Consider the following 15,173-nt stretch of genomic DNA (forward strand, 5'->3'; position numbering starts at 1 on the left):
TTGTTAAATTCACCGCACTTTAGATGAGATTCCAAAAGTGCGGTGAATTTTTTTATATTTTTTGTGGCAAAATTTCTATTTACATTCAAATAATTTACTATATAATTTCGATTCGAAACTTATTCCGATAAATCATCTAATGAAACGAAACTTAAGTCAACGTAATACCCAACAACGTCGTCAGCATATTATGCAACTGCTGCAACAACAGGGCGAAGTCAGTGTTGAGCAGTTAGTACAATGCTTTGAAACCTCCGAAGTGACCATTCGTAAAGATCTCACTGCTTTAGAAAGTAACGGTTTTTTACTTCGTCGTTATGGCGGCGCAATTTTGATGCCGAAAGATATTTTGGATCAAGATGAATTGCTTTCACAACAAAAGTTAGCCATTGCTAAAATGGCAGCGGAACGGATTCGCGAGCATAATCGAATTATTGTAGATAGTGGCAGTACCACGGCAGCGTTAATTAAACAGTTGGATGGTAAACAAGGTTTAGTGGTGATGACCAATTCCTTGTCGGTGGCAACAGAATTACGTTCCTTAGAAAATGAACCGACGTTGTTAATGACAGGGGGGACTTGGGATACCCATTCGGAATCTTTTCAAGGTAAAGTGGCAGAACAAGTGTTACGTTCCTATGATTTCGATCAACTTTTTATCGGGGCGGACGGTATTGATTTAGAGCGTGGCACAACCACCTTTAATGAATTAATCGGGTTAAGTCAGGTGATGGCAGAAGTGAGCCGTGAAGTGATTGTGATGGTGGAAAGCCAAAAAATTGGCAGACGGATGCCAAATTTAGAACTCACTTGGGATCAAATAGATGTGTTGATAACCGATAACCAAATATCAGCACAGGATAAACAATTTATCGAGAATTTAGGCGTACAAGTGCTTGTCGCAGAATAAAAATTTAATTTATAAGGAAAAAACTATGTGTGGAATTGTTGGTGCAGTAGCACAACGTGATGTGGTAGAAATCTTAATTGATGGTTTACACCGCTTAGAATATCGTGGTTATGATTCAGCAGGTGTCGCGGTATTAGGTGAAGACAAAACAATGCAGATTGTTCGCCGTGTTGGCAAAGTAAAATCCCTTGAACAAGCAGTAAATGCCAAACCATTATTAGGCGGGACAGGTATTGCGCATACACGTTGGGCAACCCATGGAGAACCGTCAGAAATCAATGCTCACCCACACCGTTCAGGGCATATCGCGGTGGTGCATAATGGCATTATTGAAAATTACCAAGAATTAAAAGAACAGTTACAAACGCGTGGCTATATGTTCCAATCACAAACCGATACAGAGGTGATTGCACATTTAGTGGAATGGGAATTGCGCAGTGCAAAAACCTTATTAGAAGCAGTACAAAAAGCCGTTGTGCAGTTGCGTGGTGCTTATGGTACGGTAGTGATGAATGAACAAGATCCAGAACGTTTAATTGTGGCGCGTTCAGGTTCACCATTGGTTATTGGTTACGGTGTGGGTGAAAATTTCTTAGCCTCCGATCCGTTAGCATTATTAAGCGTTACCCGTCGTTTTACCTATTTAGAAGAGGGCGATGTCGCTGAAATTACACGCCGTACAGTGTCAATTTTTAATCGTGTGGGCGAACCTGTAGAACGTGAAATCCATGAGGGTAATTTTGAAGCTGATGCCGCAGATAAAGGGCAGTATCGTCACTACATGCAAAAAGAAATTTTTGAACAACCGGTGGCGATTATTAACACCTTAGACGGTCGTATCAAAGACGGTAAAGTGGATATTCAGTCTATCGCCCCAAATGCAGTAGAAATTTTATCTAACGTACAACATGTGCAAATTGTTGCTTGTGGGACTTCTTACAATGCAGGTATGGTAGCACGTTATTGGTTTGAATCCATTGCGGGGGTAAGTTGTGATGTAGAAATTGCGTCGGAATTTCGTTACCGCAAATTCGTCACTCGTCCGAATAGCTTATTAATTACCTTATCGCAATCTGGTGAAACTGCAGATACTTTAGCAGCATTACGTTTAGCCAAAGAATCAGGTTATATGGCAGCCATGACGATTTGTAACGTGGCAAGCTCGTCTTTAGTGCGTGAATCGGATTTTGCTTTTATGACTAAAGCTGGCGTAGAAATTGGTGTTGCCTCTACCAAAGCGTTTACTACACAATTAACTTGTTTATTATTGTTGAACGTAGCACTTGGTCGTTTAAATGGTCATGTTAGTGAAGAGCAAGAACACCACATTGTACAGGCTTTACAACGTTTGCCTACTCAAATTGAAAGCGCGTTGGTGTTTGATAAACAAATTGAAAAATTATCGGAAGATTTTGCCGATAAACATCATACCTTATTCTTAGGGCGTGGCGAATATTACCCGATTGCGATGGAATCTGCCTTGAAATTAAAAGAAATTTCTTATATTCATGCGGAAGCCTATGCAGCAGGTGAATTAAAGCATGGTCCACTTGCCTTAATTGATAGCGAAATGCCTGTGGTGGTGGTGGCACCAGAAAATGATTTATTGGAGAAAGTGAAATCTAATATCGAAGAAGTGCGCGCAAGGGGCGGTCAGCTTTATGTATTTGCCGATAATGATGCCGGTTTTGAAAATGCAACAGGGTTTAAAACCATTGTATTGCCAAAAGTGGATGAAGTTACCGCGCCGATTTTCTACACTGTACCGTTGCAATTATTGTCTTATCATATTGCCATTATTAAAGGTACCGATGTGGATCAACCACGTAATTTAGCCAAAGCCGTAACAGTGGAATAACATCGTTGAGAAAGTAATTAGGTGCATGAAATGCACCTAATTTTTTCTATTCAATCGCAAGATCCAACCCAATTTCAATCAAATATCGCTGTTCTAATTTTAAATCCTGTTGAACCAGTGGATTACGTTCAAGATAGCTATTTTCAAAATATAGCTGCCACAAAGTGCGGTGGGTTTTTAATGCAATTTTATCGGTTTGCTCGGTAGCTTGACGAGAACGGTTAAGTAAAATCGCCAAGCGTAATAAACGAACTAACGCCAAAATATCTTGTGGTGTATAACGGGAAAATTGAGCAATATCATCAAGATGAAAGCCGTTGATTTGCAAACGAACTAAGGTCGATAATAAGCGTTGTTGTTCCTTATCAAACCCCGGTAATTCCATATTTGATAAAATATAAGCAGAATGTTTTTGCATATTTTTGTGATTGATCACAATGCCGACTTCATGTAATAACGCCGCCCAAAGTAGGATTTCTTGCATTTCGGTAGCAAATTCATTCGCTTGCCATGCAATGAACTGTTGGGCTAATTGTACCGCCGTTTTGCTGACGCGTTCTGCTTGAATACGATCAATATTAAACTGTTCGGCAAGCGCTTCAGCAGTACGTTGACGGATATTTTTTACTTGAAAATTTTTATCTAAGCTATACATCACGCCCTCGCGCAGTGCTCCGTCGGAATACCGCATTTGTTCAATTTGATAAGTGTCAAATACCGCACTTAAAATGGCTAACCCTGGTACAAAAACATCTGCCCGTTCTTCGTTTAAGCCTGCCAGTTTTAGATTATCAAAATGCGTAGCCTTTAGCGTACGTTCAATCAGAAAATCTAACCGACCTGCGGTGATAATGCCATCAGAGTCAAGCGTGGCAGTGATCACTTGATGGACAGTTTTAATCGTACCAGATGAACCTAGCACATATTGCCAACCTAACTGACGATAAGATGCTGCCAAATCGGCAATGCGGCTTAAGGCGGTTAAGCGAGCTTGTTGAAAATTTTCTCGGCTAATTTTGCCGTTTGGAAAAAATTGTTTGGCGAAACTCACACAACCCATATTACGACTTTCAGCTAAAATCGGATCAAAATCTTCGCCAATAATCATTTCAGTTGAACCACCACCAATATCAATCACCAACTTACGACCGCTTTCAGGTTGGGTATGGGATACTCCCGCGTAAATCATTTTGGCTTCGCGTTGCCCCGAAATAATATCTATCGGATAAGGAAACACCGCTTTGGCTTGGCGTAAAAATTCTGCTTTATTCACCGCACTTCGCAACGTGTAGGTACCAACGACATTCACATTTTCCGCTTGAAAGCCCTGTAAACGTTCAGCAAACAAAGCTAAGCAATTTACTCCTCGGGTAATCGCGTCCTGATCTAACACGCCGTTTTGATCTAACCCTTTTGCCAACTGCACTTTTTGCTTTAAGCGTGACAAAATTTGGATCGAACCGTTAACAATACGTGCCACAATCATATGAAAGCTGTTCGATCCCAAATCAATTGCCGCAATTTCTCTCACTTGATACTTATCACCTTGTGAGAGTGTGGTTGCTTTTGTAATTAAATTAATATTATTCATACATCCATCATTCACAAAAATTAAAATTCAAATTCATACAATACATCAAAGGCTTGATTGACGCCTGACACGGATTGTAAGAAAAATTGTGGGAATAAACGATAACGTAAAGTGACTTCGGCTAAGCCGTCAAATAATCCCACCCCATACTTAATTTTTAAACGTGGCGTAATATTACCGCTCACAACCACTTTAGAACTATCGCCTACTCCAGCGGTACCCAGATTTAAATCTTGAATGCCAAAAACTTCACCAATACCTCCTACCAGTTTACCACTTTTGGCTAATCCTATACCGAGTAAGGCTGCCCCTACTGAACCGCTAGAACCAGCTTCGCCACTACTTTCTAATGATCGACCGGTTAAAATATACGATAAAGCTTGATCTTGTGGCAGACTTGGTTCAGAGAATACTTCTACCCTAGGGGCGTCCGCCACCCCAGTCACTTTAATGCCGGCGGTTACTTTGCTATCTTCCATGGCTTCTGGATTACGAATGGCTTCAATATTTAACAATGGTTGAGAGGGTAATCCAGAAAAACTAATTTGCCCTTTACGAATGATTAAATCTTGCCCGAAAGAAGCGTAACGTCCATGTTTCAAGTCAACTTGTCCATATAAACCTAACGCTCCCTTTTCTTGGCGAACGGCTAATCTACCTTCTAAATTACTGTCTAACCCATAGGCTTTCACATTAACATCTTTACCGATATTAATATCTAAATCTGACGTGATCAACATCCCCGATTCAGTGGTCGTTGCCATTTGACGAGCCGCCAAAATATCACCATTTTTTAATGGGTTTAAGTTTTCTAAAATCACTTCATCACTACTTACTGCCACCGCACTTTCCGGTAAACTTTCTACTTCAATTCTTGCCCATGGAATATCAATATTGCCACTTAATGCTAACAATTTCGGTGTCGCTGTCACGGTCACATTTGGGCTAGCACGTAATTTTGCTATTGCTGGGATATTGATAAAGAATTTGTCTGCTTGAGCATTTACTCGCGCATTCCATTGCTCAATATTTTTCCAATCAGCATCACCCTCTAACACTAAATGACTGTCTACTGTTTGTATATCGCCTTTCAATGTCGAACGATTGCCATAAAAATTTAACGCTACCTCACCGCCAGTGACTTCTACCGGTGATGATTTTAATTTCGCTTTTAACTGATTGATATTAAATGAACCGTTTAATAACGGTGCGGTTAAATCACCGGCAAAAGTTAAATGCGATGTCACACTACCTGAAATTTGTTCACCGTTAGATAATAGTTGGTTCGCCAAATTTAAATTCACACCATTAATATTGAATGTCCCTGATAATTTGCGCGCGTTGATAATATCATTGATTTTCATATCGGCATTAATGCGACCATTATTTTGAATCTGAATATCAGATTTCACCTGCAAATTATCATTGTCTAACTGTGCGTTTAACGCCAATCTAGGCACAGCTAATTTAAAGGTGCGGTAATCCATTTTTTGTGCCACATTGACGCCGTCACCATTTAGTTGCACATCCAATTTCAACGGTTTATTTTCATTCCACGCCAAGCTACCCGAACTGCGTAAGATACCTTGTAATAAGCCGTCCTGTTCGGTTAACTTATTCACTAATGCTAGATTCAACCGTTTTAAATCGAAAGGAATTTCACCATTTGTACCCACTTTAAAGGTTTGTGGAAAACATAAATCAATGTCCGCATGTTTCCAGCAGTGACTTGAAATGGTTGCGAGGGTTTGTTTATTATCAAAAGTAATATCAATATTTTGGCTGTTTTTCACTTCTCCAATCGGTGAATTCACCCCCACTTGACTTAATGTGCCTTTCCACACTTGTGAACCGCGGTCAAAACTACCCGATAAATTCAATCCTCCCGCCACCGGTTCACCGCTGGAATGTAATTGTAATTGGTGGGATTTTTCATTACCTGATGCGGTTAATTTAGCATTGTTCAGTTTAATCTCACCTTGACTGAATCCATTTAATTCTACATTTAAATCACCTTGAATTTGTTGTTCTGTGCTTACCTCGCCTTTTGCGATGACTTTAGCTATTTTTAGGTCTTGAAACTGAATATTATTCCCCGTTAAATCTAGCACTAAATTAGGCTCCGTGAGCTTGCCTTTAATATATGCTTTCCCTATGACAGAGGCAGATAAATCAGGTAACAAACCTTTTAAATTCGGGGCATTAATATCCAACAGAAAATCTGATTGTTCGGTTAATGTCCCGGTTGCTACAATATGATTTACGCCATAATTTAGGCTAATTTGGGACGTATTGAGCAAGACTTGATTATCTGATGTTAGGCTACCTTTTAGGCTTAACGGATTTTTTGATAACGATCCTTGAATATTTAATTCAGGCATCGCAATCGCCCACCGCTCTCCTTTTACTTGCCCTGTGTGAGTTAATTTGCCCGATAATATCGCTGGAAATGAAGATAAATAAGCGCCGAGATTAATTTTGTTTAAATCTGTCTCCGCTTGCCATTCTACGCCATCTCGCCAATTTAATTTCCCCATTAAACCCAGTGCACCATCTAAGGCATTCAGTTGTAATTTTTCAATTTCCGTGTGCGAAATACCACCGTTAGCTTGTAATGCCAAATCGGTTGTGGGTGCCGACATGCCTTTTACGTTGCCATGTAATGTCAATTGGTAATCAAGCAAGTTACCTGTTACATTAAGGGTCACATTTTGCACGTTGAGTGGATCATCCGTTTGGTTAAACGGATAACTAAACTTTGGCACATTTAAGGTTAAATTTAATGGCGTTTTTTCGCTATTGAGTTGCACATCTGCATTCAAGATCGCATCTGCTACACCTTGGGTGGTAAGCGAAAGTGCGGTGTTTTTTTTCAAATCTCCGCTAATGGAAAGATCCACCACAGATTTTGGCAATAAAATCTCATCACCTTGTTTAATGGTATCGAGATCAGCGTGTACGGTTAAATTCAGTGGCATAGCCTGATCTAACTGGATATTTCCTTGCGCTTGAATATTGCCAACCGAACTGTCAATCTGTAAAGTTTGTAATGCTACCGTTGCACCCGTGGCATCTACTTGAATTTGTACTTTGGGAACATCAATTTGCTGAACTAATTTGCCATCAATAACTTGTTGATATTGCCAATCTTTACCCAAAATATCTGGAATATGTAGATCAAAAGGCAAAATAATCTCGCTTACGTTGGCTAATAAAGCAGGGGTTAAACTTTGCTCAATTTGTTGCCAATTAACAGGCTCGCTTGGTTGGTGTTCTTCATTAATCTCTTCTTTTTTCTCGCTAGAATCGGCGAAAATATAGGCTAAATCATTAATTTGCGTGGGTTCAAGGGTTAATCCATCTTCATTATTTAAAAACACCGCCGTGTGAAATTTGCCTAAATGCATTTGATTGCTATCAATGCCTAACGCCAGATTATCAACTTCCACATTTTTCACCGCTATCGAAACAGGCAGGGTAATCCGTTGCATTGCGCTATTTTCTTGTTCGGGTTCAGGTTCAGATGGTGGTAGTTTACTCGTATCAATATGAATAGCTGGCTGTTGCACCTGTAAATTTTCAATACAAATATCGGCTTTAAGTAAGCAACCAAAATCAAATTTTAATTCTGCTTGCGCAATATTCGTTTCTACGCCAGCAGATTGAAATTGCACATCTTTTAACAATAACCCATGTTGTAATTTGCCTTGTACATCGCCAATGGTTAAACCGTCCACATATTTATCCGCTAAGCCAATCGCCCATTGCGTACCACTTTCGCTGCCAACTATGCCCGCAACGCCCAAGCCTGCTGCACCCGCAATACCGACTAATACACCTATTGCCACTAAACTGCGGTGTAAAAATTTGCTTTTTTTGCTACCGACTAATTGACTAGATTGCGGTACATTTTCGTTTTGTTGAACTGGTTCTGTCATCCCTAAATCTCCGCCCCTAATCCTATGTAAAATTGAATATTTTTACTATCGTCTTTATCTCGTACAGGAGTGGCAATATCAAATTTAATCGCGCCTACTGGCGACGCCCAACGCACCCCCACACCCGCGCCATAACGCAATTCATCTGTGCTATAAGAATTAGCGGCTAGTCCTGCATCATAGAACGTTGCCAACCACCAACTCGGATAAACCTGATATTGATATTCAAGTGATCCCGTGGCTAAGCGAGAGGCGCCGATTAACTTACCATTGCTATCTTTGGGGGAAATTTTCTTATAACCATAACCACGCACACTACGATCTCCCCCGGCAAAAAAACGCATGGCAGGCGGCATTCGATGCAAATCGTCAGTATGTAACCAACCAATATCCAATCGGCTCACTACACGATGATTTTCCGCAAAAGTTTTAATCACTGCGCCTGATGCACGTAAACTCAGAAAATTCACATCCGATAATAAGGCTTTAGTTCCCCAGTCTGCGGTTAAACTGATAGAGTGAGCCCAAGTAGGAAATAATCCACCTTGCAAATATTTATGACTAATGCTGCCCGTGGGATAAAGTAAAAAGGTTTTATCTTTCACATCGGCTTGGGTAAATTTATCGTAACGTGTTCTTACCCCCCACGAATATTGCCAACCGCTAGGATGATCCCAATAACGCAATGCCCCGAACGTGATAGCGGTAGATTTGGTATCGGTACTACTGTCATCCTCGTTTTCAATTCCCGTGCTAAATTGATAATATTCATATAGCGGGCTTCTCAAACGTGGCATTTTATACGCCATTTCAATGGTTTGTTTCGGCTCTGATACATAGAAACTTGATGAAAAACTATGCCCGCGATTATTAATCCAAGGTTTTTTCCAACCTAATTGCAAACGTGGTCCCACATCAGACGAATAACCAATCCCTACTTCCATCGAATTTTTCTTTTTCGGGTACATTAAGACATCAAAATCCACCGTTTTATTTTCTTCATTTAAGGTGGGTTTCATCAGCACCGACTGAAACCAACCTGTTGAGGTATAATCATTATTCGCTTGTAACACATCATTCAACAAATAGGGTTCGCCCTGTTGTAGATTTAACATATTACGTAAATAATCTTCACGAATTTGGGCGTTTTTAAAACGAAATTCACCATAACGATAACGCGCGCCACTTTCAAATAGCAAACGCCACCAAGCTTGATAGGTAGACGGCATCACTTCTAAACGGTGAATAGAAAAATCTGCATCAAAATAACCCCGTTGAACGGCTAATTTTTGCACCGCACTTTTATAATCATCATAGCTTTCGTGATTAACAATATCACCTTTCTTCGGCAGATCTTTATTTAAGGCAAGAAAGGCTTCATCTTTTTTGGCATCTCCTTCAATCTGCACATCCGTTTGTTCGATCCGCACCGGGTTGCCTAATTCCACATTCGCAATTAGCTCTTTACCATTCGGTGCTAAACTAAAGTTAAGCTGAAAATCATAATAACCCAACACCCGCAAACCTTTATACAACGCAGTGCGCACTAATTCTTGATGACGTTCTGAACCATCCGACTCTTCTGCACTAATTTCATTAATATAGATTTGCGCATTCTCTTTTAATTTTCCATCTTGAATGCCTTGCAAACGTACTTTCACTGTTGGCGTAACGACATTCTGTGCCATCTCTGGTGGAGCGTTCTGTGCGGAATCACCTTGCTCCGCTAAGGTCATCAGGGGATAACCGACGACATAACTCAATACTAATAAAGACGGCAACTGCTTGCTAAATTTCATCTTATTCAACCTGTAAAAGCGATTACTGTTCTTAGGGCTTGCCCCTATTTTCTTAATGTCTTAGTTTACATTTCAATGAGATAGTTCGCAATTATTGAATAGTATTTATTTTGTTAAAATCGGCGATTTAATAGTATTAAATATGACAGGCAAGGTCTGATCACAAACTAATAAATCAAACTGCGCCAGATCTCCCACATACGCCTGTTGCACCTTATTTACTTTAGAATGATCAAACACCAAAATCGCCTGTTTGGTTTTCACCATCGCTTTGTGTTTGGTTTTGGCTTCATCCACATTAAAACAGGTCACGCCCTGTTTCACATCTACGCCAGCCGCTGAAATAAAGGCTTTGGTGGTGCAAATGGCATCCAGTTCCGTATTGAGCTGAATCGGTGTTAAAAAAGAATTGTGTCTGGAATAATGACCACCGCACAAAATCACATGGCAATGCGGCTTTTCTTGCAACACCAAAAAGCTATTAATGGAACAACAAAGTGCGGTGAATTTTATCGAAGAATTGATTTGAGAGGCGATGAAAGGAACGGTGGAACCACAATCAAAAAATACCACATCACCGTCTTGCACTAGCTCCGCCGCCAATTTTCCTACCTGCATTTTTTCCGCAATATGTTTGGTTTCTTGCTCAAAAATCAAATAGTTATTATCATTGGCTTTCTGCGGATCTTTAACTATATAACCCCCTAACAACACCACCGAGCCTGTATTGGTGCTTAAATCACGGCGAATGGTCATTTCCGATACATTCAGCATATCCGCCGCATCTCGCAAATGGATTTTGTCCATCTGTTTCAGTAAAAATTCCAGTTTCTGAATACGGGATTGTACTTTTTTATCCATAACAGGCTCGCTTGACATTAGGTTAGAATCGGGGAATTAATATCCGCCCTGATTATCTTGCAAACCGCTAATAATTGCAATCCCTGCACTGGCACCAATACGAGTTGCCCCTGCTTTAATCATTGCCATCGCCGTTTCCGTATCACGCACCCCACCTGATGCTTTCACGCCTAATTTTTCTCCCACCGTTTGACGCATTAACGCAATATCTTCCACCGTCGCACCGCCTTTATTAAAGCCAGTGGATGTTTTCACAAAACCCACATTCAAATCACGGCAGATCTCACAGGCTTTGACAATCTCATCTTTCGTCAACAAACAGGTTTCCAAAATCACTTTCAAGGTTTTACTCTTGCACGCCGCAAGCACCGCTTGAATATCCGCTTGCACTGCATCCCATTTGCCCGATTTAATCCAGCCCACATTGATCACCATATCAATTTCTTCCGCCCCAGCGGAAATCGCTTGCTCTGCTTCAAAGGCTTTCACCGCCGACAAATTCGCTCCCAATGGAAAACCCACTACGGTGCAGATTTTCACATCCGAACCTGCTAATTGTTGTTTCGCCAACGGAATGTAACCCGAATTAATACACACCGAACAAAAATGATGTGCTAGGGCTTCTTGGCAGAGTTGCACAATATCTTTTTCCGTTTTTTCAGCGGTTAGGGCAGTATGGTCAATAAATTTCGCTAATTCATTTGGTTTCATAATAATGTCCTTTTTTGTTTGGTTTTTGTGATTATTTTAACTTTTTTTCTATTTTACAGTAAAAATTTTTTAATTCTGTGATCTTTGTCACAAAAATAACATTTTATTTGATTTATACTGTATAAAACAAATTTTGTTAGAAATATCATATAAGATACTTGTGCTGAAAAATTAATACGATTTAATTATTCGGAAGTGCGGTGAAATTTACTGCACCTTTTGTGTATTTCTGTGATCTTGATTCCTAAAAATAGAATATACAGTATTTTACTGTTTAAATAACTATTATAATATGTTCTCGTAATAAGTAAGATAGGATTAGCAAAATGAGTAACATTAAATTATTTGAAAACAGCCAAATTCGTTCTATTTGGGATGCTGAAAAAGAAGAATGGTTTTTTAGTATTGTAGATGTGGTGCAAGCATTGACGGAAAGCCCTAATCCCCGTGATTACTGGTATCGTGTTAAAAAACGGATGTCTGATGAAGAAAAATCTGAACTGTCGACATTTTGTCGACAGTTGAAATTGCTGGCAGGTGATGGAAAAATGCGAGAAACGGATGTGGCTGATATGACAGGTATTTTCCGCATTATTCAATCCATTCCTAGCCCTAAAGCAGAACCGTTTAAAATGTGGTTAGCCGAGGTGGGGAAAGAGAGAATTGATGAAATTATTGATCCAGAACTGACCATTGATCGAGCATTACAAACTTATCTGCAAAAAGGTTATTCGAGAGAATGGATTAATCAGCGTTTGCAATCCATTCAGGTGCGTAAAGAATTAACTGATTCTTGGCAAGATCATGGCGTGAAAGCTGGGCGAGAATTTGCGATGCTCACCAACGAGATTACTCGTGCTTGGTCGGGTATGACAACGAGAGAATATAAGAATTTCAAAGGGTTAAACAAAGAAAATTTACGTGACAATATGTCAACTACAGAGCTTGTATTGAATATGTTAGCAGAAGCTGCCACCAAAGATATTACTCAAATAACCCATCCTGCTGGTTTTGAAGAAAATAAGGCCGTTGCACAACGTGGTGGAAATGTGGCTAAGGTCGCTCGAGAAAGTTTGGAAAAAGAAACGGGAACACCAGTTATTACGCAACAAAATTCCATTGATTTTGCTCAATTAATTGGCTATGTTTCCAGTGAAGCTAAGAAAAAATAGCAAGGTTTATTTGTTACAAAGATACCATAATTTTGTTAAAAATTAATAATCACATAATAAAAAGGAGAATAATATGTCAGAAGTATTTCATTTAGGTTTAACGAAAGCCATGTTAAAAGGGGCGAAAGTGGCGATTGTGCCGGGCGATCCTGCTCGTAGTGAGCGTATTGCTAAATTAATGGATAATCCTGAGTTTTTGGCTTCTACCAGAGAGTTTACTTCTTGGTTGGGTTATGTAGGTGGACAACCTATTGTGGTTTGTTCCACAGGCATTGGTGGACCTTCGGTGTCTATTTGTGTAGAAGAATTGGCTCAATTAGGCGTGCGTACTTTTTTACGTATTGGCACGACAGGGGCAATTCAACCGCATATTAATGTGGGTGATTTACTGATTACCACAGGTGCGGTGCGTTTAGACGGTGCCAGTGGTCATTTTGCACCTTTAGAATATCCTGCGGTAGCTAATTTTGATTGTACCAACGCGCTGTTTGCAGCGGCTAAACACCAAGGTGTGCAGCCCTATGTTGGCATTACGGCATCATCTGATACGTTTTACCCCGGACAAGAGCGTTATGATACATTTACCGGAAAAATTTATCGTCATTTCCGTGGCTCATTAGAACAATGGCAGGAGCTTAACGTGATGAATTTTGAAATGGAATCTGCTACATTGTTCACCATGTGTAGTGCATTGGGATTACGTGCGGGCATGGTTGCTGGGGTGATTGTTAATCGTACTCAACAAGAAATTCCGAATGAAGCTACCATTCATAGCACTGAGCAAAAAGCAGTCGCAGTAGGAGTAGAAGCGGCAGGCAAACTAGCATTGGATTATGTTTAATAATCTGATTGCCTAAGAGAGGAAGTGCGGTGGAAAATTTTAATATTTCCATCGCAGTTTTGTGGGTTATTTTAAAGATTCTTCTTTCTTAACTTCATCCCATAATATATCCATTTCTATCAAATTGCTCTGTTCAAAAGTCTTATTCTGTTGCTGTAACTTATTTTCTACGGCACGAAAACGGCGTTCAAATTTATGGTTGGCTTGGCGCAGGCTTTCTTCAGCATTACATTTTAAATGACGGCTTAAATTAACCGTGGCAAATAATAAATCACCTATTTCTTCTTGGATTTTAGTTTGATCTAATTGTGGTTGATTTAGTTCTTGTTTAACTTCCTGCAGTTCTTCTTGTACCTTGTTAAACACATCGTTAATATCCGTCCAATCAAAACCAACGTTCGCACATTTCTTCTGTAATTTTTCTGCTCGTAATAAGGCAGGGAAAGCATGGGGAATATGATCTAAAATAGACTGCGGTGCGTTTTGGGAAACTTTTTCTTGAGCTTTCATCGCATTCCAATTCGCAAGAGCTTGTTGTTCATTGTGAGCTGATTTATTCCCGAAAACATGGGGGTGACGGCGAATGATTTTATTTGCCACTTCATCAACCACATCGTCAAAAGTAAATTTGCCATCTTCTTTCGCTAGTTGGCTGAAAAAGATCACTTGTAATAATAGATCGCCGAGTTCTTCGCGTAGATTAGAGTCATCATTTTTTTCGATAGCATCCACTGTTTCGTAAGTTTCTTCAATTAAACAGGGAATCATAGAATGGTAATTTTGTTTGAGATCCCATGGACAACCACCATCGGGATCTCTTAATTTTGCAATAAGTTGTATAAAGTCGTGAATTGAATGTCGCATCGTGTTTTTCCTTAGTGGTGTTATTTTTAGCATCATCATAATAATAAATTTTTTATCTTTTTTCAAAAATGTGATCTAGTACACATTTTTTATAGAATATCGGTGTTAATATACCAATAAACAATAAGTTCAACCTGAGAAATTAAGGAGCATATTATGTATAAACATATTTTAGTTGCCGTTGATCTTTCTGATGAAAGCCCAAAATTATTAAAAAAGGCAGCCTCTATTGCAGAACGGCACAATGCTAAACTGTCCATTATCCATGTTGATGTCAATTTCTCTGATCTTTATACCGGCTTAATTGATATTAATATGTCATCCATGCAAGATCGTATTTCCACTGAAACGCAACAAGCTTTGTTACAATTGGCTGAACAAGCCGGCTATCCAATTGGTGAAAAACTCAGTGGCAGTGGTGATTTAGGTCAAGTGCTTGCTGATGCTATTGAACAGTATGATGTAGATCTCTTGGTCACTGGTCATCACCAAGATTTCTGGAGTAAGTTGATGTCTTCTACTCGTCAGTTGATGAATATCGTGACCATTGATATGTTGGTGGTACCATTAAAAGAAGAATAATCAAGAATAACTAATTGAAAAACACCGTGTTTTTAAAAAAGTACGG

General features: G+C 39.6%; 11 protein-coding genes. 5 read left to right on the top strand and 6 right to left on the bottom strand.

The features are described from left to right. Nucleotides 1-139: 139 nt before the first annotated feature. Together E0709_RS01690 and glmS are read left to right on the top strand one after the other, a co-directional pair. Nucleotides 140-910: a DeoR/GlpR family DNA-binding transcription regulator gene (locus tag E0709_RS01690; RefSeq protein WP_132299904.1), complete on the top strand. Its 771-nt coding sequence runs from the start codon at nt 140-142 to the stop codon at nt 908-910. Between the two features lie 25 nt (nt 911-935). Next, entirely contained in the window at nt 936-2,768 is a 1,833-nt protein-coding gene (gene glmS, locus E0709_RS01695) for a glutamine--fructose-6-phosphate transaminase (isomerizing) (protein ID WP_132299906.1), read from the top strand. Nucleotides 2,769-2,814: 46 nt separating this feature from the next. Here the strand turns inward: glmS and ppx are convergent, their stop codons facing one another. The 5 genes from ppx to deoC form a co-directional block, all read right to left on the bottom strand. After that, nucleotides 2,815-4,359: an exopolyphosphatase gene (ppx, locus tag E0709_RS01700; RefSeq protein ID WP_132299908.1), complete on the bottom strand. Its 1,545-nt coding sequence runs from the start codon at nt 4,357-4,359 to the stop codon at nt 2,815-2,817. Nucleotides 4,360-4,379: 20 nt separating this feature from the next. Next, nucleotides 4,380-8,297, bottom strand: coding sequence for an autotransporter assembly complex protein TamB (tamB, locus tag E0709_RS01705; protein WP_132299910.1), 3,918 nt, complete (start codon nt 8,295-8,297; stop codon nt 4,380-4,382). A gap of 2 nt (nt 8,298-8,299) precedes the next feature. Next, nucleotides 8,300-9,985, bottom strand: a complete 1,686-nt coding sequence (gene tamA, locus E0709_RS01710) for an autotransporter assembly complex protein TamA (RefSeq protein ID WP_243640841.1) — start codon at nt 9,983-9,985, stop codon at nt 8,300-8,302. Between the two features lie 216 nt (nt 9,986-10,201). Then, the gene (deoR, locus tag E0709_RS01715) at nt 10,202-10,957 is read right to left on the bottom strand and encodes a DNA-binding transcriptional repressor DeoR (RefSeq protein ID WP_132299912.1); all 756 of its coding nucleotides are present in this window, start codon (nt 10,955-10,957) and stop codon (nt 10,202-10,204) included. Nucleotides 10,958-10,993: 36 nt separating this feature from the next. Further along, entirely contained in the window at nt 10,994-11,668 is a 675-nt protein-coding gene (gene deoC, locus E0709_RS01720; RefSeq protein ID WP_132299914.1) for a deoxyribose-phosphate aldolase, read from the bottom strand. A 326-nt stretch (nt 11,669-11,994) separates the two neighbouring features. Here deoC and E0709_RS01725 point away from each other — a divergent pair, with 326 nt between their 5' ends. Together E0709_RS01725 and udp are read left to right on the top strand one after the other, a co-directional pair. Continuing rightward, nucleotides 11,995-12,840: a BRO-N domain-containing protein gene (locus tag E0709_RS01725; protein WP_132299916.1), complete on the top strand. Its 846-nt coding sequence runs from the start codon at nt 11,995-11,997 to the stop codon at nt 12,838-12,840. Nucleotides 12,841-12,913: 73 nt separating this feature from the next. Then, a complete protein-coding gene (gene udp / locus E0709_RS01730) occupies nt 12,914-13,681 on the top strand; it encodes a uridine phosphorylase (protein WP_132299918.1) in 768 nt (255 codons plus the stop codon). Between the two features lie 66 nt (nt 13,682-13,747). Here the strand turns inward: udp and mazG are convergent, their stop codons facing one another. Then, nucleotides 13,748-14,545 carry a nucleoside triphosphate pyrophosphohydrolase gene (gene mazG, locus E0709_RS01735; protein ID WP_132299920.1) on the bottom strand — a complete coding sequence of 266 codons (798 nt, stop codon included), beginning with the start codon at nt 14,543-14,545 and terminating at the stop codon, nt 13,748-13,750. Between the two features lie 156 nt (nt 14,546-14,701). Between mazG and uspA the strand changes: the two genes are divergently transcribed. Beyond that, nucleotides 14,702-15,127 (top strand): universal stress protein UspA, encoded by a 426-nt coding sequence (gene uspA, locus E0709_RS01740; RefSeq protein ID WP_132299922.1) that lies wholly within the window; start codon nt 14,702-14,704, stop codon nt 15,125-15,127. Nucleotides 15,128-15,173: the final 46 nt, after the last annotated feature.

It is taken from the genome of Lonepinella koalarum, from assembly GCF_004565475.1.
GTDB lineage: Bacteria > Pseudomonadota > Gammaproteobacteria > Enterobacterales > Pasteurellaceae > Lonepinella > Lonepinella koalarum.